Source organism: Gimesia sp. (genome assembly GCF_048260065.1).
Lineage (GTDB): Bacteria > Planctomycetota > Planctomycetia > Planctomycetales > Planctomycetaceae > Gimesia.
In genome coordinates this window covers 293138-315793 of sequence record NZ_JBLXHC010000003.1, presented here as the reverse complement: position 1 = coordinate 315793, position 22656 = coordinate 293138, and the positions used below count along the sequence as shown (strand labels likewise).

At 50.6% G+C, this 22656-nt stretch carries 17 protein-coding genes; 13 read left to right on the top strand and 4 right to left on the bottom strand.

Going from position 1 to position 22656, the window contains the following annotated elements:
- The first annotated feature begins 180 nt into the window (after window positions 1-180).
- Window positions 181-1023 carry a hypothetical protein gene (locus tag ACN0YN_RS07380; protein ID WP_417384362.1) on the top strand — a complete coding sequence of 281 codons (843 nt, stop codon included), beginning with the start codon at window positions 181-183 and terminating at the stop codon, window positions 1021-1023.
- Window positions 1024-1072: 49 nt separating this feature from the next.
- Here the strand turns inward: ACN0YN_RS07380 and ACN0YN_RS07375 are convergent, their stop codons facing one another.
- The gene (locus ACN0YN_RS07375) at window positions 1073-2698 is read right to left on the bottom strand and encodes a sulfatase (protein ID WP_417384361.1); all 1626 of its coding nucleotides are present in this window, start codon (window positions 2696-2698) and stop codon (window positions 1073-1075) included.
- Between the two features lie 410 nt (window positions 2699-3108).
- On the opposite strand from ACN0YN_RS07375, the gene ACN0YN_RS07370 reads away from it, so the two are divergent.
- From ACN0YN_RS07370 to ACN0YN_RS07350, 5 genes are all read left to right on the top strand, one after another.
- A complete protein-coding gene (locus ACN0YN_RS07370) occupies window positions 3109-3570 on the top strand; it encodes a tetratricopeptide repeat protein (RefSeq protein WP_417384360.1) in 462 nt (153 codons plus the stop codon).
- Window positions 3571-4026: 456 nt separating this feature from the next.
- Window positions 4027-5184: a DUF6655 family protein gene (locus ACN0YN_RS07365; RefSeq protein WP_417384359.1), complete on the top strand. Its 1158-nt coding sequence runs from the start codon at window positions 4027-4029 to the stop codon at window positions 5182-5184.
- A 426-nt stretch (window positions 5185-5610) separates the two neighbouring features.
- Entirely contained in the window at window positions 5611-6129 is a 519-nt protein-coding gene (locus tag ACN0YN_RS07360; protein ID WP_417384358.1) for a tetratricopeptide repeat protein, read from the top strand.
- 165 nt (window positions 6130-6294) lie between these two features.
- Entirely contained in the window at window positions 6295-7767 is a 1473-nt protein-coding gene (locus ACN0YN_RS07355; RefSeq protein WP_417384357.1) for a sulfatase, read from the top strand.
- A 95-nt stretch (window positions 7768-7862) separates the two neighbouring features.
- On the top strand, window positions 7863-8546 hold the full coding sequence (locus tag ACN0YN_RS07350) for a 3-keto-disaccharide hydrolase (RefSeq protein WP_417384356.1): 684 nt from the start codon (window positions 7863-7865) through the stop codon (window positions 8544-8546).
- Window positions 8547-8649: 103 nt separating this feature from the next.
- On the opposite strand, the gene ACN0YN_RS07345 is transcribed toward ACN0YN_RS07350, so the two are convergent.
- The gene (locus ACN0YN_RS07345) at window positions 8650-10404 is read right to left on the bottom strand and encodes a proline--tRNA ligase (RefSeq protein WP_417384355.1); all 1755 of its coding nucleotides are present in this window, start codon (window positions 10402-10404) and stop codon (window positions 8650-8652) included.
- Between the two features lie 478 nt (window positions 10405-10882).
- Here ACN0YN_RS07345 and ACN0YN_RS07340 point away from each other — a divergent pair, with 478 nt between their 5' ends.
- The 6 genes from ACN0YN_RS07340 (at window position 10883) to gcvT (ending at window position 19371) form a co-directional block, all read left to right on the top strand.
- Complete coding sequence (locus ACN0YN_RS07340) at window positions 10883-11854, top strand: 3'-5' exoribonuclease YhaM family protein (RefSeq protein WP_417384354.1); 972 nt, start codon at window positions 10883-10885, stop codon at window positions 11852-11854.
- A 4-nt stretch (window positions 11855-11858) separates the two neighbouring features.
- Entirely contained in the window at window positions 11859-14135 is a 2277-nt protein-coding gene (gene rnr, locus ACN0YN_RS07335) for a ribonuclease R (RefSeq protein ID WP_417384353.1), read from the top strand.
- A gap of 378 nt (window positions 14136-14513) precedes the next feature.
- On the top strand, window positions 14514-15278 hold the full coding sequence (locus ACN0YN_RS07330; protein ID WP_417384352.1) for a succinate dehydrogenase cytochrome b subunit: 765 nt from the start codon (window positions 14514-14516) through the stop codon (window positions 15276-15278).
- A 74-nt stretch (window positions 15279-15352) separates the two neighbouring features.
- The gene (locus tag ACN0YN_RS07325; protein ID WP_417384351.1) at window positions 15353-17284 is read left to right on the top strand and encodes a fumarate reductase/succinate dehydrogenase flavoprotein subunit; all 1932 of its coding nucleotides are present in this window, start codon (window positions 15353-15355) and stop codon (window positions 17282-17284) included.
- Window positions 17284-18045 carry a succinate dehydrogenase/fumarate reductase iron-sulfur subunit gene (locus ACN0YN_RS07320; protein WP_417384350.1) on the top strand — a complete coding sequence of 254 codons (762 nt, stop codon included), beginning with the start codon at window positions 17284-17286 and terminating at the stop codon, window positions 18043-18045. The genes ACN0YN_RS07325 and ACN0YN_RS07320 overlap by 1 nt, the downstream gene beginning before the upstream one ends.
- Before the next feature lie 228 nt (window positions 18046-18273).
- Window positions 18274-19371 (top strand): glycine cleavage system aminomethyltransferase GcvT, encoded by a 1098-nt coding sequence (gene gcvT / locus ACN0YN_RS07315; protein WP_417384349.1) that lies wholly within the window; start codon window positions 18274-18276, stop codon window positions 19369-19371.
- A 110-nt stretch (window positions 19372-19481) separates the two neighbouring features.
- Here the strand turns inward: gcvT and ACN0YN_RS07310 are convergent, their stop codons facing one another.
- Window positions 19482-20525: a fatty acid desaturase family protein gene (locus tag ACN0YN_RS07310; protein ID WP_417384348.1), complete on the bottom strand. Its 1044-nt coding sequence runs from the start codon at window positions 20523-20525 to the stop codon at window positions 19482-19484.
- 537 nt (window positions 20526-21062) lie between these two features.
- Here ACN0YN_RS07310 and ACN0YN_RS07305 point away from each other — a divergent pair.
- The gene (locus ACN0YN_RS07305) at window positions 21063-21329 is read left to right on the top strand and encodes a hypothetical protein (RefSeq protein ID WP_417384347.1); all 267 of its coding nucleotides are present in this window, start codon (window positions 21063-21065) and stop codon (window positions 21327-21329) included.
- A 46-nt stretch (window positions 21330-21375) separates the two neighbouring features.
- On the opposite strand, the gene ACN0YN_RS07300 is transcribed toward ACN0YN_RS07305, so the two are convergent.
- A complete protein-coding gene (locus tag ACN0YN_RS07300) occupies window positions 21376-22629 on the bottom strand; it encodes an MFS transporter (RefSeq protein WP_417384346.1) in 1254 nt (417 codons plus the stop codon).
- Window positions 22630-22656: the final 27 nt, after the last annotated feature.

The following is a 22656-nucleotide window of genomic DNA, read 5'->3' as shown; positions in this document are numbered from 1 at the left end:
TCAACCCAAAATTTAAAAATGACACTGCACTAGTTTGGCTGAAATCCTGATTTAGTGGTAGCGAAAAATACATTTCCAGCCAGTTTTCGATTGATATATCCCCTGCATGACTTACAGTTGACCTCATCTGTATAATCCGAGCATATTAAATAGGGGCAGAGGAGACTTTCAACCAGAGAAATGAACGAATTATTTGAGGAAGAGTTTCAATTTAACCAGGCGAGTCGTCCTAACTGGGAACACGGGGCAGCACATCGCAACCTGATTACTGGCTATCTGACAGAGCTGGCAGAATCTTCCGGGGGGCGGCTCTGTGTACTGGGGGCTGGGAACTGCAACGACCTGGATTTACAGAAGTTGTCTGAGGTATACAGCGAAATTCATCTGGTGGATCTGGATGAATCTGCATTGAAGTACGCTGTTGAATTTCAATCAATCTCTGAAAACCCGGCGATCCACCAGCACGTACTGGATCTGACCGGAGTGGGAGACAGTCTGGCCGTTTTCAAATCAGATCATCAGGGAGAGGATGCGCTGCAGGAGATCATCGACGCATTGTCTGTATCTCAAGCAGACAAACTTCCAGGTCCGTTTGATGTTGTCTGCTCTACCTGTATTTTGAGTCAGCTGATACTTCAGGTCGTACATGCCGTTGGTGAGACGCATCCCCGGTTTGAAGAACTGATCGTCTCTGTGCGTGGACAGCATTTCCGCACCGCGCTGGATCTGATAGGTGAGGGGGGAGCTGGCTTGATCGTCAGTGATTTTGTCTCGTCTGAATCCGCGGCTGATTTGAAGGATGTTCCCGATTTTCAGTTCACCCAGTATTTATCTCAGCTGCTGTCATCTCGTAACTTTTTTCATGGCGTACATCCCGGCCTGCTGTTTGCGCAATTGAAAGGGGACTCTCCCCTGGCGAAGCTGGTCGAAGATGTGGAGATGTTGCACCCCTGGCGCTGGAATCTGGGCGCACGGCAATATGCGGTTGCCGGACTCCGTTTTCACCGGCGCAACGCCGAATGAGCTGAGTTTACGAAACTCCATCCCGATGGGATCAGGCAGCCTGCCGGATTTATTTTTTACCGGCTGCTTTCTTTTTCTGAGCCGCGCCACTGTTTCTCGGTTTGAGATGCAGTGAAGGCGGATCTTTCTCGACGGAACCTGTGTCGTCCGGAACCTGATATTTCGCCTGCAGCAGTTTGAGTTCTGCTTTCAGGTCTTTGACCACCTGGGCATATTCCGGTTCTGAATAGACGTTTTTCATCTCGCGGGGATCTTTCTCCAGATCATAAAGTTCCCATTCCCCCAGATTGTAGAAGTCAATCAGCTTGTAGCGTTTTGTGCGGACCCCGTTGTGCCGACGAACCATGTGGGCGGAGCGTCGATCGTTGTAGAATTCATAATAGTGGTAATAGAGGCTGTCGCGCCACTTGACTTCTTCCCCTTTGAACAGAGGCACCAGGCTTACGCCCTGCATATCAGCGGGAATCGGAACCTGGGCGATGTTCAGAAAGGTCTCTGCGAAATCCAGATTGGAGACCAGGTCGTTATTCACACTACCCGGTTTGATGACGCCGGGCCAGCGTGCCAGCAAAGGCATCCGGTATGACTCTTCATACATGAAACGTTTGTCGAACCAGCCATGATCTCCCAGATAGAAGCCCTGATCGGACGAGTAAATGACGACGGTATTCTTTGCCAGCCCAGACGATTCCAGGTAGTCCAGCATGCGGCCGACATTCTCATCTACAGAGGCAACACATCTGAGATAGTCTTTCATATAACGCTGATATTTCCAGCGCACCAGATCTTTCCCTGTCAGATTCGCTTTGCGGAATGCTTCGTTTTTAGGTTCATATGCGGCGTTCCAGGTTGCCAGCTGTTCGGGAGTCAGATTCGTGGGTGGGGTTAATTTCAAATCAAACGGAGTCATCGTTTTGGCGATGGTCATATCCTGCTGGTGGGCTGCGGTGCCGCGACCTTCATAATCGTCAAACAGGTTGTCCGGTTCCGGGATGGTGACATCGTCGTACATATGCAGGTACTTAGGCCCGGGTTGCCAGTTGCGATGTGGCGCCTTGTGCTGGAACATCAGCATAAACGGTTTTTTGGGATCACGATCATTTTTGAGATAGTCGATTGCCAGATCGGTGATGATATCTGTGGTGTACCCTTCGTGTTTGACACGTTTCCCGTTCTTGATCATCGGCGGATTGTAATAGGGGCCCTGACCAATGAGTATTTCAGAGTAGTCGAAACCGGTCGGATCAGAGACCAGATGCCATTTCCCGACGATGGCTGTCTGGTAACCATGCTTCTGGAGGAGCTTGGGGAATGTCTGCTGAGAGCCGTCAAATTTGTTCCCGTTCTGTTTGAAGCCGTTCAAATGACTGTGTTTGCCAGTCAAGATGACCGCGCGACTGGGGCCGCAGATACTGTTCGTACAGAAACAGTTATTGAACCGCATGCCTTCTCGGGCGATGCGATCCAGATTCGGTGTCTCGTTGACTTTCGAGCCATAGCAGCTCATGGCATGTGAGGCATGGTCATCGGTGAAGATAAACAGAATGTTGGGACGAGTTGCTTCGGCTGCTTCACTCTCTGACGGGGAGGAGACACCCAGGAGAACTGGAGAGAGCAACAGACTCAGTACAAAGCCAATCGTATGTCGAAATGCGGGTTGGGGAAGCGACAGCATGGAGTTCATCCTCAGTCTCAAAGGTGTTCAGAACACAGGCGCAGGCGGGGGAATTCAATCTTCTCTATCATGCAGGTTTGAATGAGGAAGTGCAAGTTTTCGCATGAGATTGTTCTCTCCTCAGAGAAAGCCTGTGCATAGATCGGGAGATGTAGATGTTACAGAACAGTCGTGGGTAGAAACTGCATTTTCAGGGATTCTTCGGGTACGAAGGGAAATTTACCAGCGCTTAAAACCGTTGATCTGTCATGAGATAGGCAAATTCCAGATTTTGAATTCGCTGTTTGGTATGGGGGTTGCATTTAAAAAATTTATCGAGTCAACGTTTCAGAGGATTGAAACGGTTTTAGAAACAACACTGCAGCCGGGCAATGGATTGCTTGCCCCACCGGTAAAAAAAGGAATTGATTATGTTAGACAAAGTTTCTCCCAAAGTTATTCACAAGATCATGGCCGCAGAAGGATATCTGGAACTGGGCATGCCCATCCAGGCTCTGGATGCACTGGCTTCATTAGAAGATGCAGGCCCACTGGAAGCCATGCGTCTGTTTCTGACAGGCGAAGCCTACCTGCGTCAGGAACGCTATCAGGAGGCGATTGAGCCTCTGCATCAGGCGGCTCGACTGTTTCCGGTTATGGAAAGTCGCAAGGCCTGGAGCGCTTTGAGCGAATGTTTTCGCCTGGGAGGCTACAAGGAACTGGCAGAGGTCGCATCGCTGACGGCTGAAGCAGTGGAAGAGATCGAAGCAAGTTGCGAAGTCCTGTGTTTAACACAGGACCACGGATCAGCCTGGAACTGGCCCGATGCAGCTTCTCGTATCACGGACTTTTCCCTGTCGAATCGGGGCGTGGGCCCCCGCATTCCTCGCTGAAAAAATCAAAAAACAGCGAGATTTTCCAGCAGGTCGATAATTTGAGAAACGTCTTAAGTCTTTATTGATAAGGAGAATACGTAGGATTTATTCAGATCAAAATCATATTTGAGTTTCACGATGTGTTCGCTATACTCCAGCACTCGGGTGATTACTTAACTCCTCTCATTTAAGAAATCATTCGGCATGGAATCCTGGCTCCGTCTGTAGCCCATACAGAATGAGTCAGACTTACCTCCTGGTCAAAGTTCCTTCCTGGTTCTGGCCAACTTTCCCACACAATTTACAACATCAGATGCAATCGAAGAGTCAATGTGAACATTGATCTCTCCCTGATTACGTATGGCTGTTGCATTTCACACAGTATTTCCGGGCTGCTGCCTGTCGGGACTTCCCGCTCAGTCGGTGGAAATCGTGTTGTCGAACTTTGTGCTGAAAAGACGATCGCCAAGACTCATGTTTGATTTTAATCGGTGCCTGACTAATCGCATTCAGAGCTGTCTGCTCATTGGACTGCTGCTCCTGTTTACAGGTTGCGGCAAGATGATCAGCAACAGTGCGACTGAGCAGTTACTGACTTCCGATGCTGTCGACCAGACGATCGCCCATATCGACTTCAGTACCCTGGCGAATAAAAAAGTCTATTTCGATACAACCTACATCAAAAACATCAAGGGGGTTGGTTTTGTCAACGGTGACTATATCATCAGTTCCCTGCGACAGCAGATTGTCGCTGCCAATTGTCTGATGCAGGAGAAGCAGGAGAATGCTGACTACGTTATTGAGGCGCGAGTCGGAACTCTGGCGACCAATGGTCACGAAGTGAACTATGGAATCCCTGCCAGTAACATGCTGTCTTCCGCCGCAACGTTGATGCCTGCGGCGCCCGCGATTCCTACCATTCCGGAAATCTCTCTGGCGAAGAAGAATAACCAGACCGCCGCTGCAAAAATCAGCGTGTTTGCCTACAACCGGAACACGCGCGAGCGTGTGTGGCAGTCAGGCGTGCTGCAGGCCAAGAGTACTGCCCGCGATACCTGGATTCTGGGAGCAGGGCCGTTTCAGCGCGGTACCATTTATAAAGAGGGAGCGCAGTTTGCCGGCTCCAGAATCGAAATTCCTCTGGGGAGTGGCGAAGAGTTTTCAAATGAAAGTACTGTGGATTATCTGGAATCGGCCCGATTTGTTGAGACCCCGGTGAAATCAGAGGTCAAACAGGAAGCGAAAAAACGGGACGTGAAAACGCTGGAAGAATGGATCAAAGCTGAAACAGCCGGCAAAGAAAAGAAAGCAGAAACTTCTGCTACCAGTCCAGATCAACCGCAGGCGGAACCGGTCGCTGCGAAAACGCAACAGGCTGCAGAAAAGTCTCCCACAAAAACAAAATCACAAGTTGAAGTGGAGCCCTCCCAGATAAAAACGGTTCTCTTTTTGCAACCGGAAAAAGCCAACGGGCATCATGACTGGCTCCAGGGAGATACAACGCGGATCTCAACCGTGTGGCCTCAAGGACCGGAAGAAGTTCAGAAAAAGCCGACGGCTGATCCTGTGGAGACGGAATCACAGGAAAACATTGAAGTTGATGAAACGTTCCGCAAAATAATTTCCGAATAATCGCTGCTTTTCACGTAGTTATATACAGTGACCTGACCAGTCAGTTTGTCGGGCTGGCTTGTTCCTGTTGTGACTGGCGCGAACCGGTTTCTCTTCTGTCTTGTCTAAAGAAAAGCCCTGTTATTGTATAACTTTGGGGCAACCTGCCACCAGTTTGATGTCAAAACGACCGCCAGATTGGCACTGTCTAATGATCGTTTAAAACCGGCAACATGCTGTAAATGGTAGCAGTTTAATGGTTTATGTTTATTTGAATAGAAGCGGAGGCAGATTTGGCACATTCTGTGCGGTAAAATTGATCCAGCGGGCTTTGAATTGCGTTTTTTAAGTACAACGGAAATGTCAATGAGCCCTGAGGCGTTGATTTCCCATATATTCAACCCAGCGATGCTCACCAATGAGATGGTGAAACGGGAGGTATTAAAAATGATGATCCCTCGAATTCCTCAAAAAACAGTAAGACGACTGATGGCCGCTGAAGGCTATCTGGAACTGGGGATGCCTCGACAGGCGCTCAGAGAACTGGATCAGATTACAGATCCGGGGTCATTAACCGCCTCGTATTCTTTTTTACGAGGGGAATCTTTGAAACGAATTGGTCGCTACTCAGAAGCGATTAAACCTTTACAATACGCGGCTGATTTACTGCCGATACCACATAGTCAGTTGCCCTGGAAATCCCTGGGCGCCTGCTATCGCGAAAGTGGCCAGAGTGATCTGGCAGACAGTGCTGAAAAAACTGCTGACGAAATCGCATCGGAAGCAAACATCCATCTGCGATTCGAACCTCTGGGATCTCAATACAATCCCGTCGTGAAACATCAGTTGCACTTAACGATTTCAATTGAACCTGTGGAAGAGGAAGAACAGGCGGAAACAGATGAAAACCTGTTTCTGGAAAACGAAGAACCGGAAGATTTTGGCATCGATCCCGAAGTCGAATAATCCTGCCATTTACTAACCCTTGTTATGTAATTGATTGCCCGGAATAGAGCGTCAGAATTCCCGCCTCATGATTGAGAAGTCTGATCTGTTGTAGTACTGTAGAGTCTACAGTGTCTGACAGGTCGAGACCTGTATTCTCTAATTCTGAATGAGGTAGCGTGCATCATGCAGGTTCGAATTGCTTTCTTGAACCATCTCTTTTGTCTGTTGGCAGTTTTCCTGCTGACATTTCTTTATCAACCTGAAAGCAGCGTTGCTGCTCCTCCTAATATCGTCATGATCTTTGCGGATGATGTCTCCTGGAATGATCTGGGATGTTATGGGCATCCCTCTATCCGGACACCCAACCTGGATCGACTGGCCAAAGAAGGTCTGCGGTTTGACAACGCCTATCTGACGATCAGCAGCTGCAGCCCGAGTCGCTGCAGTGTGATTACCGGCCGTTATCCCCACAACACAGGCGCACCCGAGCTGCATACGCCGCTTCCTGAAGGTCAGGTGCTGTTCCCACAGTTGCTGCGCGACGCCGGTTACTATACGGTGATCTCGGGGAAACAGCATATGGGGGATTATGCATTAACCTCCTTTGATCTCGTGTCGAAAGGAAAAGGGCCGGGGCGCGAAGCGGACTGGGTTCCCATTCTGAAAAAACGTCCTAAAGACAAACCATTTTTCTGCTGGTTTGCCTCCATTGATGCACACCGCGCGTGGCAGGCTTCCAAAGAATATCAGCCCCATCAGCCTTCCGAAGTCGTCGTGCCTCCCTACCTGATCGACTGCGATGAAACACGCCGCGATCTGGCACAGTACTACGACGAGATCAGTCGCATTGATTATTTTACCGGCAAGATTCTGGATGAACTGGACGCCCAGGGGATCGCTGAGAATACGCTGGTTCTGTTTTTCGCAGACAACGGTCGCCCCTTTCCACGCTGCAAAACCCGATTGTATGACAGTGGCATCAAAACCCCTCTGATTGTCCGCTGGCCCGCTGTGGTCAAAGCAGGGGGCGTGACGAACAGTCTGGTCAGTACGATGGACATTGGCCCGACCTTTCTCGACGTAGCAGGAGTGCCCATTGATAAACGTATTCAGGGCGTCAGCTTTGAAAAAGTCCTCAAAAATCCGGAAGCGAAGGTGCGTGACTTTGCCTTCGCTGAACACAACTGGCACGTCTTCAAAGCGCACGAACGAATGGTGAGATCCGGCGACTGGCTTTATATCCGCAACGCCTGGCCTGAGCAGCGTAACCTGTGTGTGGAGTCCATCGAATTTCCTTCCGGCGAAGTGCTCTGGGATCGCTTCAAAGCGGGGAAACTGAATGAATTTCAAAAGGACGTCTTTCTCAAGCCCCGTCCTGAAGAAGAACTGTATCTGGTGACAGAAGATCCTTACCAGTTCCATAACCTGGCATCAAAGTCCGAGTATGCTCCCGAACTGGCTCGACTCAGAAAAGCCCTCGACCAATGGACGGTTCAGACGGGAGACACCGTTCCCGAAAATCCGACTCCCGATCGGAATCAACGTCCCGGTGGACCAATGCCCCCGGAATTTGAACACCGTGAGATGCCCGGTGATGCAAAGCAGGCTCAGAAAATTAATACGCCCGGGCCTGTTTTATCTTCGTCGATTGATTGAACGAGACTGTCTGTCTGAGAAACGCGCGTCGTGGAACCAGACTTTTGAACTACTTACGAAGAACTATCAACATTGTGATTTTTTTGGAGAGAAACATGAAGCGACATCAAACTACAGGGTTAGCTGCAGCTGTTCTGGCTGTTGTCTGCCTGGGTGCCAGCCTGCAGGCAGGAACCGACTCCGAATGGGTGAGCCTGTTCGACGGGAAGACACTCAATAACTGGGTACAACACAACGGAACAGCCACCTATATGGTGAAAGATGGCACGATTGAAGGGACGACCTCTGAAGGCAGCCCGAATTCATTTTTGTGCACGAAGAAAAACTACGGTAATTTCGAACTCGAATTCGAAGTCAAAGTTCACAACAACCTGAACTCCGGGGTCCAGATTCGCAGCCAGCAGGAGAACGGCGACGGACGTGTGAACGGCCCGCAGGTGGAAATTGAAGCCAGTGGCGACAACGGAGCAGAAGCCGGCTACATCTATGGTGAAGCAATCAAGTACGATGGTAAAGGCATCGGCTGGATGACTCCGGAAGACAAGCGTACGCCTCACAAGAATCTCAAGGATGGCGAATGGAACAAATTCCGGGTTGTCGCCAATGGTCCACGGATTCAGACCTGGGTGAACGGAGAGCAGGTCTCTGACCTGGTTGATGAGCGTGTTTACAAATCTCATCCATCAGGGTTCATCGGACTGCAGGTCCACGGCATTAAAAAGGGAACGGGACCTTATTCCGTTGCCTGGAAAAATATTCGCATCAAAGAGCTGAAGTAATTTCAAACTCTTGATGAATGAAAACAAAACAGGCCGACAGAAATCTGATTTCTGTCGGCCTGTTTTTATTACTGGGAGTGATCACATTCGGAAGAGAAGCAATTTACTCAGGCACATTCGCGGCCTGGTACTCTTCCGCCTTGCGTGATTCCAATGCTTCCAGAATCGGTGTGATACCAGCGTCAAGGGGGATCATCTCGGCGTTTTCGGCAGTGCGCCATTTGGTTTCGATTTCCCCGTTCTGCAGCCCTTTTCCGCCGATCACGACGCGATAGGGAATGCCGATCAGGTCTGCATCTTTGAATTTGACCCCCGGGCGGGCATTGCGGTCGTCAAACAGAACATCCACGCCGGCTGCTTTGAGTTCGCTGTAATAGCGTTCTGCAGTCTGCATGACCTCGTCATCGCTGATGTTCAAGGGAATCACCAGCACTTCATAAGGGGCAATTGACAGTGGCCAGATCAGTCCATTGTCGTCGTGCTTCGTTTCTGCCAGGCCTGCGACGATTCGATTCACACCAATTCCGTAGCAACCCATGATAATCGGATGCCGTTTTTCTTTTTCATCCAGATAGTTGGCATCCAGTGCTTCCGTATATTTGGTGCCCAGCTTGAAGACATGGCCGACTTCGATGCCGTGCACAATCGTCAGCGGTTCGCCGCTTTTAGGGCAAGGGTCACCTGCTTCCGCATTCCGCAGGTCGTAAGTGGTCTCCAGCTGGTAGTCGCGTCCGACGTTGACATTCAGGTAGTGCGCGTCGGCTTCGTTCGCACCGGTGATCGCGTTTTCGATGCCGGGGATATCGTGGTCGGCAATGATTTTGCATTTGATGCCCACCGGTCCGGCAAATCCGGTCGGTGCATTTGTGACTTGCTGAATCGTCTTGTCATCGGCTAATTCGACGGAGCCAGCAGACAGAGCACGACGGATTTTTCCTTCGTTGGCTTCATGATCGCCGCGAATCAGGACCGCCACAGGTTCGCCATCGGCCAGATAAATCAGGGTTTTGATCATCTGAGCTGGTTCGCATCCGAGGAATTTGCTGACCTGTTCAATGCTGGTGGCTTCCGGAGTGGCTTTTTTCTCGAGGGCCGCTGCATTGCCGCTGATTGCGATTTCAGGAGAAGTACGTCCCGTGTCGGCCCGTTCCATATTGGCTGCATAGCCTGAGGCTTCGCAGTAGACGATGGAATCTTCACCGTTGTCGGCGGGAATCATAAATTCGTGTGAAGCATCCCCGCCGATCGGACCACTTTCTGCTTCGACTGGGAGATATTTCAGACCACAACGGGCAAAAATCCGGCAGTAAGCGCGGTACATGCGATCGTAGATCTCATCGAGCTGTTCCACGGAAGAGCTGAAGCTGTAGGCGTCTTTCATCAGGAATTCACTGGTACGCAGGACGCCGAAGCGGGGGCGTTCTTCGTTTCGGAATTTGGTCTGAATCTGGTAGACCGTCAGAGGCAGCTGTTTATAGCTGCTGATGCAGTGACTGATCAGATCGGTGACCACTTCTTCGTGAGTCGGGCCGAGTGCCATCGGAATCTGACGACTTCCCCGGGGAACGTTGAACTGAATCAGTACTGAGCCAAAAGCCTCTTTTCGCTGTGTGCGCTCGAACAGACCAATGGGTTGCAGGGCAGGCATGTGGAGTTCCGCAGCCCCGGCAGCGTCCATTTCTTCCCGGACAATCTGGGCAGCCTTCTGAATCGCCTTCCATCCCAGGGGGAGGTAAGTATAGGCACCCGCCATTAACTGACGGATCAGGCCGGCTCGTAACATGAGTTGATGGCTGGGAATCTCCGCGTCGGCGGGAACTTCTTTGATGGTGGGGATCAGAGTATTCGACCAGCGCACGTTATTTCCTTAAGTATCTGAGGAGAAGGTATTTATGTGACAGATTGCACACCCCGACGAGTTCAGGGAGTGTCCCATGGTTACAGGCGCGTATTCCAGAGCGCATCACATTTCACCATAGCGTCTGTCAATCTAATATACTCGGTTCAAATGGACCTGGAGACGCTACAGCAAAACTGGACACAGTCTAGCAGAACCGATTCGTCTTCAAAAGGTTCGGACTTGTTCGCTCTGAAAATAATCTCGTGGCTCTAAGTTCCCTCTAGTCAGTGGTTTGTCGAATTTTGTCACGGAGCAGGGAGGCCTCCAGCGGGGAATCAACAAAAGTCAATTCAGTCAAATGGAAGAGACTTTCAGAACGGACAGGTGTCGGACTTGTTGCGCTGAATCGAACGGCTTAAGATCGTTCTATTGTGTTTCTTAGCGAAACTTAAGATCGACAGCAGCGTTTAAAAGTGATTCTGAAAGCCGATTCGAGATGTCTCGACAATATATAAATCAACTGAAGGACGGGGATACCGTCAATGAGGTTTATCTGTTAGTTGATAAGCAGTTACGTGCAAATCGCAATGCCAGCCTGTTTCTGTCAGCCGACCTGCGGGACTCTACCGGCGTCGTGAATGCCCGGATGTGGAACGTCGTTGAAGAGCGGATGCAGCACTTTCAGTCAGGTAACTATGTGCAGGCTAAAGGGAAAGTGCATCTGTTTCAGGGAACTCTGCAGATCATTCTGACCTACATCGAACCCGTGTCAGCAGAAAATCTGGATCCAGCTGATTTTCAACCCCAGGCGCAACAGGATGTTCAGCAGTTGCTGACGAAGTTGCGCGAAATGCTGCTGGGGATTGAAAACAATGAAATCCGTACGCTGATGGAATGTTTCCTGGTTGATGAAGCCCTGATGGATGAATTCTGTAGAGCACCGGCGGGGGTGAAAACTCATCATGCGTACCATGGTGGTTTAATCGAACATGTTGTCAATCTGATGGAAACCGCACAACGGATTTCCGACCTGTATCCGAAAGCGGATATGAGCCTGCTGCTGGCGGGAGTCTTTCTGCATGACCTGGGTAAAGTTCGGGAACTCGGCTACGAAAACGAATTTATTTATACGGATGAAGGGCAGTTGCTGGGACATCTGATTATCGGCGTTGAGATGCTGACAGAGAAAATTCGGGCTTATCAGGAGATGACCGGAGAATCATTTCCGAAAGAAGCTGAGTTGCGTCTGAAGCATATGATTGTCAGTCATCATGGGACCTATGAGTTCGGCAGTGCCCGCCTGCCTATGACACCGGAAGCAGTCGCATTGCATCATCTGGATAACCTGGATGCCAAGGTGAACGAGTTTGCGAGATTCATTGACGATGATCTGAATTCCACATCCAACTGGACCCCCTATTCGCCCCGCTTGCAGCGAAAATTGTTCAAGGGAATAACCGAGGATTGAGGTGATGCCCGACTTTGAGAAGAAAATTCTCGATTATGTGAACAGGACCGGTTACACGCCGGTACGCGAAAAAGCGCTGCTGAAAAAAGTAGGGGGCTCAAAATCAAGTTCCACGGAATTTGAAGAGGCGATGGCCAATCTGCGATCCCGCAAGGAAATCCTGATTTCCGATTCCGGTCTGATTCGACCTGTCAAAAAAGAAGGCTGGATCGCCGGCACAATCAAGAAGACCAATTCGGGGGCCGGCTATCTGATTCCCCACCATAAACCGGATGATATTGCCCACGATCAGCGTCACGCCGGGGATCTCTATATCTCGGAACGCGATCTGGGTGATGCGCAGACCGGTGATGAGGTTTATGCGACGGTGATTAATCGACAGCGGAGCGGAGGACAGATCTGCGGTCGTGTGGTGGAAATCATCGAGCGGGCCTCGACGACCTTTGTGGGAACCTACTTTGAAGCACAGGGGGAAGGTTATGTCCACGTCGACGGCAAGATCTTCAACTCGCCGATCCATGTAGGCGATCCGGGGGCCAAAGGGGTTCGTTCAGAAGACAAGGTCGTGATCGACATCCTGCATTTTCCGTCCAAAAATTACCTGGGCCAGGGAGTGATTGCCAAAGTGCTCGGGCCACATGGGAAGCCCGGGGTCGACCTGCTGTCGATCATTTATGAGTTTGGGATTCCCCTTGAATTTCCGGAAGCAGTACTGGCAGAAGCACGCGAACAGGCCAGCCTGTTTGATGAGACGAAACTCGGGAATCGACGTGACCTGACCAGGGAAACGATTGTGACCATCGATCCTGTGGACGCGCGAGATTTCGATGATGCCATTTCTCTTTCGCGCGATGCAAAAGGACACTGGCTGCTGGGAGTGCATATCGCCGATGTAGCCCACTTCGTCAAAGAGGGCTCGCTGTTGGATCGGGAGGCCAAGCAGCGCGGGACCAGTGTTTATCTGCCCGGCAGAGTCATTCCGATGTTGCCGGAGATCATTTCCAACGGCCTGGCCAGTCTGCAGGAAGGGCAGGTCCGGTTTACCAAATCAGCTTTCATTGAGTTCACTCCTGAAGGGATTCCCGTTCATACGGAATTCGCCAACACAGCTATCAAAGTGAAGCAGCGGTTTGCCTATGAAGAGGTATTGCCGATTATCAAGGATGAGGATGACGGAGGGAACAGCGTTTCAGCGGAAGTGCGTGATCTGCTGAAAAACATGTACCAGCTGGCGATGATGTTGCGGGCACGCCGTTTTTCCGCCGGCGCTCTGGAATTACATCTGGCCGAGGTCAAACTGACCTTTGATGACAAGCATCGTGTGACCGGTGCCGTCGAGCGCGAGCATGATGAGAGTCATCAGATCATTGAAGAATTCATGCTGGCTGCCAATATTTCGATCGCAGAAGCATTCAATGATCGTGGATTACGTTTTCTGCGTCGTGTTCATCCTTCGCCGGAAATGCCGCGTCAGATCGCTTTTGCTGAATTCGCGAATGCACTCGGGTTTACCCTGAATAAGGTTCAAAGCCGCAAAGATCTGCAGAAGCTGATCAATGAGGTCCATGGATCACCGTTAGAGCAGGCGATTAATTACGCGATGCTCAGGAGTCTGAAGCAGGCGGAATATACCGATGAAGAGTTAGGGCATTATGCGTTAGCCGTCGATCATTATTGCCACTTCACCAGTCCGATTCGTCGCTATCCCGATTTGACGATCCATCGCATGATCGATGAAATCCTGGAGCGGCCGGATAAAGGAAAAGGGCAGAGCCCGCAGGGGCTGCGTCAGCTGGGACATGAACTTTCGTTACGGGAGCGTCGTGCGGAATCGGCCGAACGGGAACTGACCAAAGTCAAACTGCTGACCTGGATGATCGATAACAATATCCGGACGCTGGAAACGATGATTACCGGTGTGGAAACCTTTGGCATGTTCTGCAGGGGAACGGATGTGCCTGTGGAAGGTCTGTTGCACATCAGTCGTCTGGGGAAACATGATTATTTCCATCAGGATGTTCCAAAATTCAGTATCGTGGGAGAACGAACTGGTGTGGAATATCGTGTGGGGGATCTGTTGACGGTCGAAGTCGAGAAGATCGATCTGGACCGGCGCGAGCTGGATTTTCGCCTGCCTCGCCCCAAACAGTACGGAAATACGAAAAAGCAGGGATCTGGTGCACCCGGGAAGCGGGCCTCAAAAGGGACCGCGAAGTCAAAAAAGAAAGAGAGTGTGCGTAAGGCCAAATCAAAGAAGACCAGAAAGAAAAAGAGAAAATAAACTGCAATTGATCAAGCGGGACGAAGAACAACGCTCAGGCAACCGATGTAATAGTGCAGAACGATCTGTTTCGAGGAGAGGAACTCACTTTACGGGAATCAGATCTGTTGAGAGTACAGAGTGCCCCTTGAAAATAATGGATTCGCTTCTACAAAACCTTAAATTTCATAAAAGCATCCAAGTTTATAATTATGTAATGATTGATGTTCGAAGGTAAAAAAATATAATAACTTAAGTAAAGTCTCTCATTGAGAATCAGCCAGACGGCTTTCTCAATCAGGGCCAGACGAGTGACTGGCAGTCAGTGACTCTTATTCAAATTATTTATCACAATCTTATTCATGGGGTGCCTGTGAGCATCCATGTGAGAGCTGGATTATGGTGACGAAATCAGCTGAGAAACAGCAACCCTCTCCCTCCACCGGCGGAAAATCAGCGACAAAATGGATGATGACATTACTGTCGTCTTCGCTGGGGCAGAAGTTCGTGATGGGGATTACCGGACTTTTACTCTGTGGCTTTCTCGTGGTACATCTGGCGGGAAATCTACTCGTCTATGTGGGAGCCGATGCCTACAACAAATATGCCCATGAACTGCACAGCATGATGCTGCTGCCTGTCGCAGAAGTCGGATTGTTTCTGCTGCTGTTCGCCCATATTGCTCTGGCATTCAAACTGACCAGTGATAATCGCAAGGCACGGCAGATCAGCTATCAGGAACGACAGAGTAAGATCGAAGAACCCCCCTCTTTCTTTGGAAAGACCCCGATGGGGCGAACCAGTTCCTGGATGTTTATTTCCGGTTCGATCATCCTGTTTTTTCTGATCATCCATATGATCGATATGAAACTGCATATGAACCCCGCAGTGAGTTACTCTGTAGAGACTCCTGAAGGTGTTGTGGAAGCAGAGCCGTATACGATTATTGTTCAGGTGCTGGGCAGCTGGAGTGCGGTCATCTATATCCTGGGGACGATCATTCTCGGGTTCCACTTATCCCACGGGTTCTGGAGTGCGTTCCAGTCGCTAGGTATGAATCATCCGAAGTACACACCTTTCATTAAAAAACTGGCAATTCTGTTTGCAGCAGTGATTGCCATTGGTTTCGCCAGTCTGCCCATTTGGGGATTATTTATTCATTGATGTCTGAGTTTCAGCTCTGTTTGGATTCATGCATTTTTTATAGTTCAACAGTTTCCGTTGTGAAGGTTTAGATCATGGCCGAGGCGGCTAGTACGGTTTTAAATTCTCGAGTTCCTGAAGGGCCGATGGCCGAGAAGTGGGATCGTTGCAAGAAGGAAATGAAGCTGGTTAACCCGGCGAACAAACGGAAGAAAAAAATCATCGTAGTCGGGACGGGGCTCGCCGGCGCTTCCGCTGCGGCGTCCCTGGCGGAACTGGGCTATCAGGTCCAGTCCTTCTGCTTTCAGGATTCTCCCAGGCGTGCACACAGTATCGCCGCCCAGGGGGGGATCAACGCTGCCAAGAACTATCCCAACGATGGCGACAGTGTCTGGCGACTGTTTTACGATACCGTCAAAGGGGGAGACTTCCGCAGCCGCGAAGCCAACGTGCATCGCCTGGCGCAGGTGAGTAATAACATCATCGACCAGTGTGCGGCACAGGGGGTTCCTTTCGCCCGCGATTATGGCGGAACTCTGGCAAACCGTTCATTCGGTGGAGCCCAGGTCTCGCGAACCTTTTATGCCCGCGGTCAAACCGGACAGCAGCTGCTGCTGGGAGCCTACAGTGCCCTGATGCGACAGGTGGGAACCGGACGTGTGAAGCTGTATCCGCGACGGGAAATGCTGGATCTGGTCAAGGTTGATGGCGTCGCTCGCGGGATCATCGTTCGTAATCTGATTACCGGTGAGTTTGAAAAATATGCAGCCGACTGCGTGCTGTTGTGTACTGGCGGTTATGGAAACGCATTCTATCTGTCGACGAACGCTAAAGGTTCCAATGTAACCGCAGCCTGGCGATGTCATAAACGGGGGGCCTTCTTTGCGAATCCCTGTTACACACAGATCCATCCAACGTGTATCCCGGTGAGTGGCGATTATCAGTCCAAGCTGACGCTGATGAGTGAAAGTCTCCGCAACGATGGTCGGGTCTGGGTGCCACAGTCAGCTGATGACAAACGGCGTGGAAATGAGATTCCGGACAGCGAACGGGATTACTACCTCGAACGACGTTATCCGGCATTCGGTAACCTGGTGCCCCGTGACGTGGCCTCCCGTGCCGCGAAGGAACGCTGTGATGCCGGTTACGGAGTGGGTTCATCGGGTCAGGCGGTCTTCCTGGACTTCCGGGATGCGATTGCCCGCGACGGACGGCATGTGATTGAAGCCAAGTACGGCAACCTCTTCCACATGTACCACAAGATTACCGGCGAAGATCCTTATCAGGTTCCCATGCGTATTTATCCTGCCGTGCATTATACAATGGGCGGGCTGTGGGTGGACTATCATCTGCAGAGTACGATCCCCGGTCTGTTTGTACTGGGCGAAGCCAACTTCTCCGATCACGGTGCCAACCGCCTGGGGGCTTCCGCTCTGATGCAGGGGCTGGCTGATGGTTACTTTGTGGCTCCTTATACCACGGGGAATTATCTGGGGTCGCAGAATCTGCCATCCGTTTCGACGGATGATGAAGCGTTTCAGGAAGCCATGGCGAATGCCCAGGATCGGAATGCAAAGATTCTGGGAGTACAGGGAACCCGTTCTTCAGACAGCATCCATCGCGAACTGGGACACATCCTCTGGGACTACTGTGGCATGTCCCGCGAGCGGCAGGGCCTGGAAACCGCGATGGGTAAGATTCGCGATCTGCGGGATGAGTTCTGGTCGAGCATCAAAGTGATCGGTCAGGGTGAGCAGTTGAATCAGAACCTGGAACACGCCGGTCGTCTGGCCGACTTCCTGGAATTTGGTGAGTTGATGGTGCGAGATGCACTGGTGCGGGAAGAATCCTGCGGCGGTCATTTTCGTGAAGAACACCAGACACCTGAAAATGAGGCGCTTCGCGACGATGAGAATTTCTGTCACGTGGCAGCCTGGGAATTCACGGGAGTGGGCAATGAGCCTGTGGAACACCGTGAGCATTTAGAATTTGTCGAAGTACCTCTGGCAACGAGGAGTTATAAATAATGAGCGAGACACTGGATCTGACGCTCAGAGTGTGGCGGCAGCCCGGCGCTGATGCCTTGGGCAAATATGTTGAATACAAGCTGACCGGAATTTCGACGCATATGTCATTTCTGGAAATGCTGGACGTTCTGAATGAGCAGCTGCATGCCAAAGGTGAAGAGATGATCGCCTTTGACCATGACTGCCGCGAAGGAATCTGTGGGATGTGCAGCCTGATGATTAACGGTCAGGCACACGGACCGGATACAGGTACCACCACCTGTCAGCTGCATATGCGACGTTTCAAAAACGGCGACACGATTGTGGTCGAGCCCTGGCGTGCTCAGGCATTTCCGGTCGTGCGTGACCTGGTGGTCGACCGCAGTGCCTTTGATCGCATTATCGAGAAAGGGGGCTTTATCTCGGTCAGTACCGGTAATGCTCCCGAGGCAAACGCGATCCCCGTACCTGCGCAGGTCCAGGAGACCGCGATGGACGCTGCCGCCTGCATTGGCTGTGGTGCCTGTGTGGCGGCCTGTAAGAATGCATCAGCGATGCTGTTCGTTTCTGCCAAGGTTTCACACCTGTCAACGCTGCCTCAAGGTAAGCCGGAGCGATCCAGTCGTGTTCAGAACATGGTGGCACAAATGGATCTGGAAGGGTTTGGTAACTGCACGAATACGGAAGAATGCCAGGCCGCGTGTCCTGCCGAGATTTCGGTTTCGAACATCGCCCGCCTGAATCGCGAATACCTGCGAGCCAAACTCTGCTCGAAGGAATAAGCGGCGATTGATTTTCAATCAGATACAGGAAAGCGAGGTCTGCTTCATTGCCGGCCTCGCTTTTTTTTATATTGAAAGAGTCCGGGAAATTTCAGATTCCCGGAGTGTGTTGATTGCGAGATTCCATCGGAGCTTCCACAATAGATGGGCCTCGTGATCATCGGCGAATATCGCCTGTTTTCTATGATTCAATTCGTCAGTAACAGCCAATAGAGAAGAGAGAAATCTGTGTCTGATTCTTTGTTATATACTGCCTGTCATCAGTGGCATGTCGACCATGGTGGCCGTATGGTTGATTTTGCGGGCTGGGAAATGCCTTTGCTCTATTCCAACATCACCACAGAACATCATGCGGTTCGCAATGCAGCGGGGCTGTTTGATATTGCCCATATGGGACGGCTGTTTTTCACCGGTCCCGATGCGTGCCGCTTCCTCGATTATCTGCTGACGAACAGTGTGGAGTCACTCAAGCCGGGACAGATTCGCTATTCGCTGGTGACGAATGAGTCAGGTGGTATCCTGGACGACGTGCTGGTGTATCGCTTCTCCGATTTTTATATGCTGGTAGTGAATGCTTCCAATCGTCTGAAAATTGTGGACTGGATTGAACAGCAGCGCAGCGGCTTTGATGTGCAGATAGAAGATCAGACTCGAGAGAAATTCATGCTGGCCTTACAGGGACCGGAATCTCTGGGAATTCTGAATCCGCTGGCGGAAGCTGAACTGAGCGAAATCAAATATTATTACGGGATTGAAACCAAGGTCATGGGCATTGATGCCCTGGTCAGTCGCACGGGTTACACCGGCGAAGACGGTTTCGAAGTGGTGCTCGACCAGTCAGAGGGAGCGGCACTCTGGGAGCGATTGATCGCCGATGGAGAGTCTGCAGGCTTGATTCCCGCCGGGCTGGGATGCCGGGATACTCTGCGGCTGGAAGCAGCGATGCCACTCTACGGCCATGAACTGGACGAAGCGACGGATCCTTTTACCGCCGGCCTGAATTTCGCTGTCAAACTGAAGGCGGCTGATTTCGTCGGGAAAGAGGCTCTGATTGCTGCTAAAGCGCGGGACGATCGGAAGGTCCGCATCGGCTTTACCCTCGAAGGAAAGCGGGCAGCCCGGGAAGGTTCACTGCTGTTCTCCGGAGATCAGCAGGTGGGAATCGTCACATCCGGTTCTTTCTCACCCACTCTGGATCTGCCAATCGGGATGGCATACGTAGAAGCTGGATTCGCCGAAACAGGCCTGATCCTGGAAGCGGATATCCGAGGCACACGATTTCCTGCAAAAGTGACCGAACTGCCGTTTTATAAACGCGACAGTTAAGAAACTGCAAATGAGTGAGCTCTCACAGGGGCTCTGCGTGCGCACTTTTGTCGTAGATATCTACTGACTTTGCCCTGTTTCGACGTTAATTCAATCAGGCCAGATCGAGATTAATCAGCCTGTTTGGTAACGAGGTCATCGTCGGCAATGACTTCTTTGGCAACGTCCTGCACGAAGTTGTCGATCTGCTTCTTTTCTTTGGCTGGTGGTGGTGCACCGGCATTCATGCCCACACCAGGCTTATAGAAGAAGGCAGGAGCCATATCGATGATCGCACCCCAGTAGGTTGTGAAGACAGGATATTTGACTTCCGGGTTCTTTTCCTGATAATCATCCATCTTCTGCAGCAGCAGGTTATGAGCGATGCGTGGATGACGGTGATGCGGACCATGTACAAAGATATCAAAATTGAAGTAGGTGCAGAGCTTTGTGATCAGATTGGAACCGACAACAGTACGGGTTCCCAGCATGGGGTCATAACTGCTCATTCCCAGATGTTCGGTGAATTTCCGGGTGTTCTGATAAATTCCCGCCAGATAGTGAGGCAGGAACCAGACTCGCAGCAGGCCCCACAGAGCATCATAATACGCACACAGACCCAATACAGAGCCCCAGAACAGAACGATGGCTGCATACTCATAGCGAATCGTGCGACGGACTTTGGGATCAGTGAGGGGGGAATCTTTATGCCAGAAGATGCGTCCATAAATGTAAGGGGCCATAAACAGACCCATAACGAGGTCGAACCAGATAAAGACTCTGCGGAAACGCAGTGATGTATTCGGGTCGGAATAAGGCCAGAGTTCCCAGTCACTGGGCTTATTCAGATAGGCGTGATGGCGAATGTGGCTTTCCCGGTAAACGGTATAAGGCACAAACATCGCGGTTCCCAGAATTCGTCCCAGCCAGATACTGGCGTTTTTGGAACCAGACAGTGTGTGATGAGAGCATTCGTGAAAACAGCTGGTCCAGCAGAAGAGGCAGTAGGAAGTAAACAGCGTCCAGAAAACCTGCCAGCCAATCGCCTGGCTTGGCCAGTAGACAGCCAGGCACCAGAGTCCTATCAATCCAAGGGGTAAGAATAAAAAACGAGGAATCGTCGTTTTTTCTTCGAGATCCTTTAATTCCTGCTCAGTAAATTGTGTGACGGACACGTTTCGCTCCGGACTTATGAACTATCAGCACTTTTTCTAATAGATAAATCAAACAGTGGTAAGTAGCAGATAGAGGTTACATTAGATACTGCTGAGAACGCATAAAATGTTACTCCCAGAAATTTGGTGAGTCAACTTATCAGAACTTCGGCTATTTGGTATGAATACTGTATGATGTCTTATCGTCCAAAAACCTGGTTGCGCTTATTTTTAATTCAGGTAAATTACGATATTTTTATGTATTGGGTATTTTACGATAAATGTGTTGGTGTGGGAGTGCGAATTTGACATTAATTTGGAGATTCTCTGGTCTGAGAGGCTCTTTTAAGTCCTCCCGGTTTTTTCCGTTCCCTTTTTAGGGGTGGGATGCATAAAATCAATCATTTCAATTTGTTGCGTCAGAGTTTAAATTTTAGTCAGAATCGGGAACTTTCAAACCGATAAAAGTCTTCTATATCTCAGTTGAACCTGCCAGCCAGGTTTTCTAAAACCCGTTTTTGAGTGGAAAATTGATCACAGAGGAGTCGAGTTTTTCAGATGGCCGAATATTCAAATTATCAAAAAGATGTGATCAAACGTTACTACGACAATCGGGATTCGATTGATCAACAGCGACTTTCTGAGCTATGTACCAATCTGTTTCTGACAGAAGGCAAGAAAAAAGCCAAGCTCTGGGAAAAAGCACAGGAACTGATGGAGCGACTCAACGTTCCCGCCTCACGCATTGATCATGTTCTCAAATCAGAAGATCCTGCTGTACTGGCGGAAGTCGTGAAAGATCTCGAATCCGGGGTCATCCGTTAAAGTGATCTGAATCCTGGTTATCGAATGACGCTCCTTATGGAGTGCGTTAATCGATGGCTTCCTCAAGGGTCGTACAAAGCTCCTGTTGCTGCGGAACAGCGATATCTTTACTCAGGCTGTGATTGGCCGTCAGTGTGTAAACAGTGGCGGTCAGCGTCATCACAGAAGCCGAGGTGTAGAACATCGGAGTAAACCCCCAGCGGTCAATGATGCTTCCCAAAATGGGGGCAAAAATGATGGCTCCGGCATCAAAAAAGCCAAGTACAATTGTGGTTCCCGTTCCCCGGTAGTGACGGGGAAATGATTCGGTTCCCAGTGAAACAACCGCCGGGAAGAGCAGGGCGTGTCCAAAACCACACAGAATGGAAGGGCCAATCAACTGCCATTCCTGAGTAATGGATGGCAGAATCGTGTGTCCGATGGCATGTCCCATCAGGCCGAGGGTGATCATTTTATTCCGGCCCACCGTTTCGCCCCAGCGCCTGGTCAAGATACGAATGAAAAACGCAGAGACCGCATAACCGGCGAAGAAGGTGCCGATCCCGCCGAGATCTTTCTGGGAGACGAATCGTGTCAGAAAGACGCTGATGACGGTAAAACTGAGTCCCATCATGATGGCAACGACGACGACCTGTCCGGGCCAGTAACGGAATAACAGCTGATGGGCGGCCGGTGTGACTTTGGGTCTGCGGTGAATGTCATTACTGGTGACATATATCACGATCGCGAAGTAACAGAGGCCCAGAAAAGCCGGGATACCGAACAACGCATAAAACTGGGCATTTCCAGGGGGAAACGAGCGGAGCATCCAGTCACTGGTCTGAGTTCCCAGGATCATGCCGACAAATCCACTGCTGCCGAGACTGCCAATGACTTCTGTACGGCGGTGTTGCGGAACTTTCTGCTGGATATGGACCACAGAGCAGGTAAACATTCCGGCAATGCCTGTGGCAAAGCACATGCGTAAGGCAAATATTTCCCAACCCAGCGACCTGCAGACTGTCATACCCCCTGTGCCGATGACAAAGATGACGGCGGAGAGTGCCCAGAGACGACGGACTCCATAACGGTCGATACCCTGTCCCAGAAAGAAGCGGGCAATCAGAGCGACGAAGACGCCACAACCAACGATATCGCCGACAAGCTCTTCAGTTCCCCCGAGATAGGTGATCAGATCTGCAAAGCGGAACGTAATGGCATTTGCGGTAACCAGCATGACATTTGCCAGATAGCAGAGCCAGAACAACCGATTGTATATGGGTTCCTCTTCATCGGTGGGGATAATGGGGGTAATAGACATTTGATTGATTAGTGTTAGGACATATTG

What these genes read in the sequence shown, in the direction of transcription:
- ACN0YN_RS07380 (WP_417384362.1), top strand. Translation starts at nt 181, where the DNA reads ATGAACGAATTATTTGAGGAAGAGTTTCAATTTAACCAGGCGAGTCGT.
- ACN0YN_RS07375 (WP_417384361.1), bottom strand. Translation starts at nt 2,698, where the DNA reads ATGCTGTCGCTTCCCCAACCCGCATTTCGACATACGATTGGCTTTGTA.
- ACN0YN_RS07370 (WP_417384360.1), top strand. Translation starts at nt 3,109, where the DNA reads ATGTTAGACAAAGTTTCTCCCAAAGTTATTCACAAGATCATGGCCGCA.
- ACN0YN_RS07365 (WP_417384359.1), top strand. Translation starts at nt 4,027, where the DNA reads ATGTTTGATTTTAATCGGTGCCTGACTAATCGCATTCAGAGCTGTCTG.
- ACN0YN_RS07360 (WP_417384358.1), top strand. Translation starts at nt 5,611, where the DNA reads ATGATGATCCCTCGAATTCCTCAAAAAACAGTAAGACGACTGATGGCC.
- ACN0YN_RS07355 (WP_417384357.1), top strand. Translation starts at nt 6,295, where the DNA reads ATGCAGGTTCGAATTGCTTTCTTGAACCATCTCTTTTGTCTGTTGGCA.
- ACN0YN_RS07350 (WP_417384356.1), top strand. Translation starts at nt 7,863, where the DNA reads ATGAAGCGACATCAAACTACAGGGTTAGCTGCAGCTGTTCTGGCTGTT.
- ACN0YN_RS07340 (WP_417384354.1), top strand. Translation starts at nt 10,883, where the DNA reads ATGTCTCGACAATATATAAATCAACTGAAGGACGGGGATACCGTCAAT.
- rnr (WP_417384353.1), top strand. Translation starts at nt 11,859, where the DNA reads ATGCCCGACTTTGAGAAGAAAATTCTCGATTATGTGAACAGGACCGGT.
- ACN0YN_RS07330 (WP_417384352.1), top strand. Translation starts at nt 14,514, where the DNA reads ATGGTGACGAAATCAGCTGAGAAACAGCAACCCTCTCCCTCCACCGGC.
- ACN0YN_RS07325 (WP_417384351.1), top strand. Translation starts at nt 15,353, where the DNA reads ATGGCCGAGGCGGCTAGTACGGTTTTAAATTCTCGAGTTCCTGAAGGG.
- ACN0YN_RS07320 (WP_417384350.1), top strand. Translation starts at nt 17,284, where the DNA reads ATGAGCGAGACACTGGATCTGACGCTCAGAGTGTGGCGGCAGCCCGGC.
- ACN0YN_RS07305 (WP_417384347.1), top strand. Translation starts at nt 21,063, where the DNA reads ATGGCCGAATATTCAAATTATCAAAAAGATGTGATCAAACGTTACTAC.
- ACN0YN_RS07300 (WP_417384346.1), bottom strand. Translation starts at nt 22,629, where the DNA reads ATGTCTATTACCCCCATTATCCCCACCGATGAAGAGGAACCCATATAC.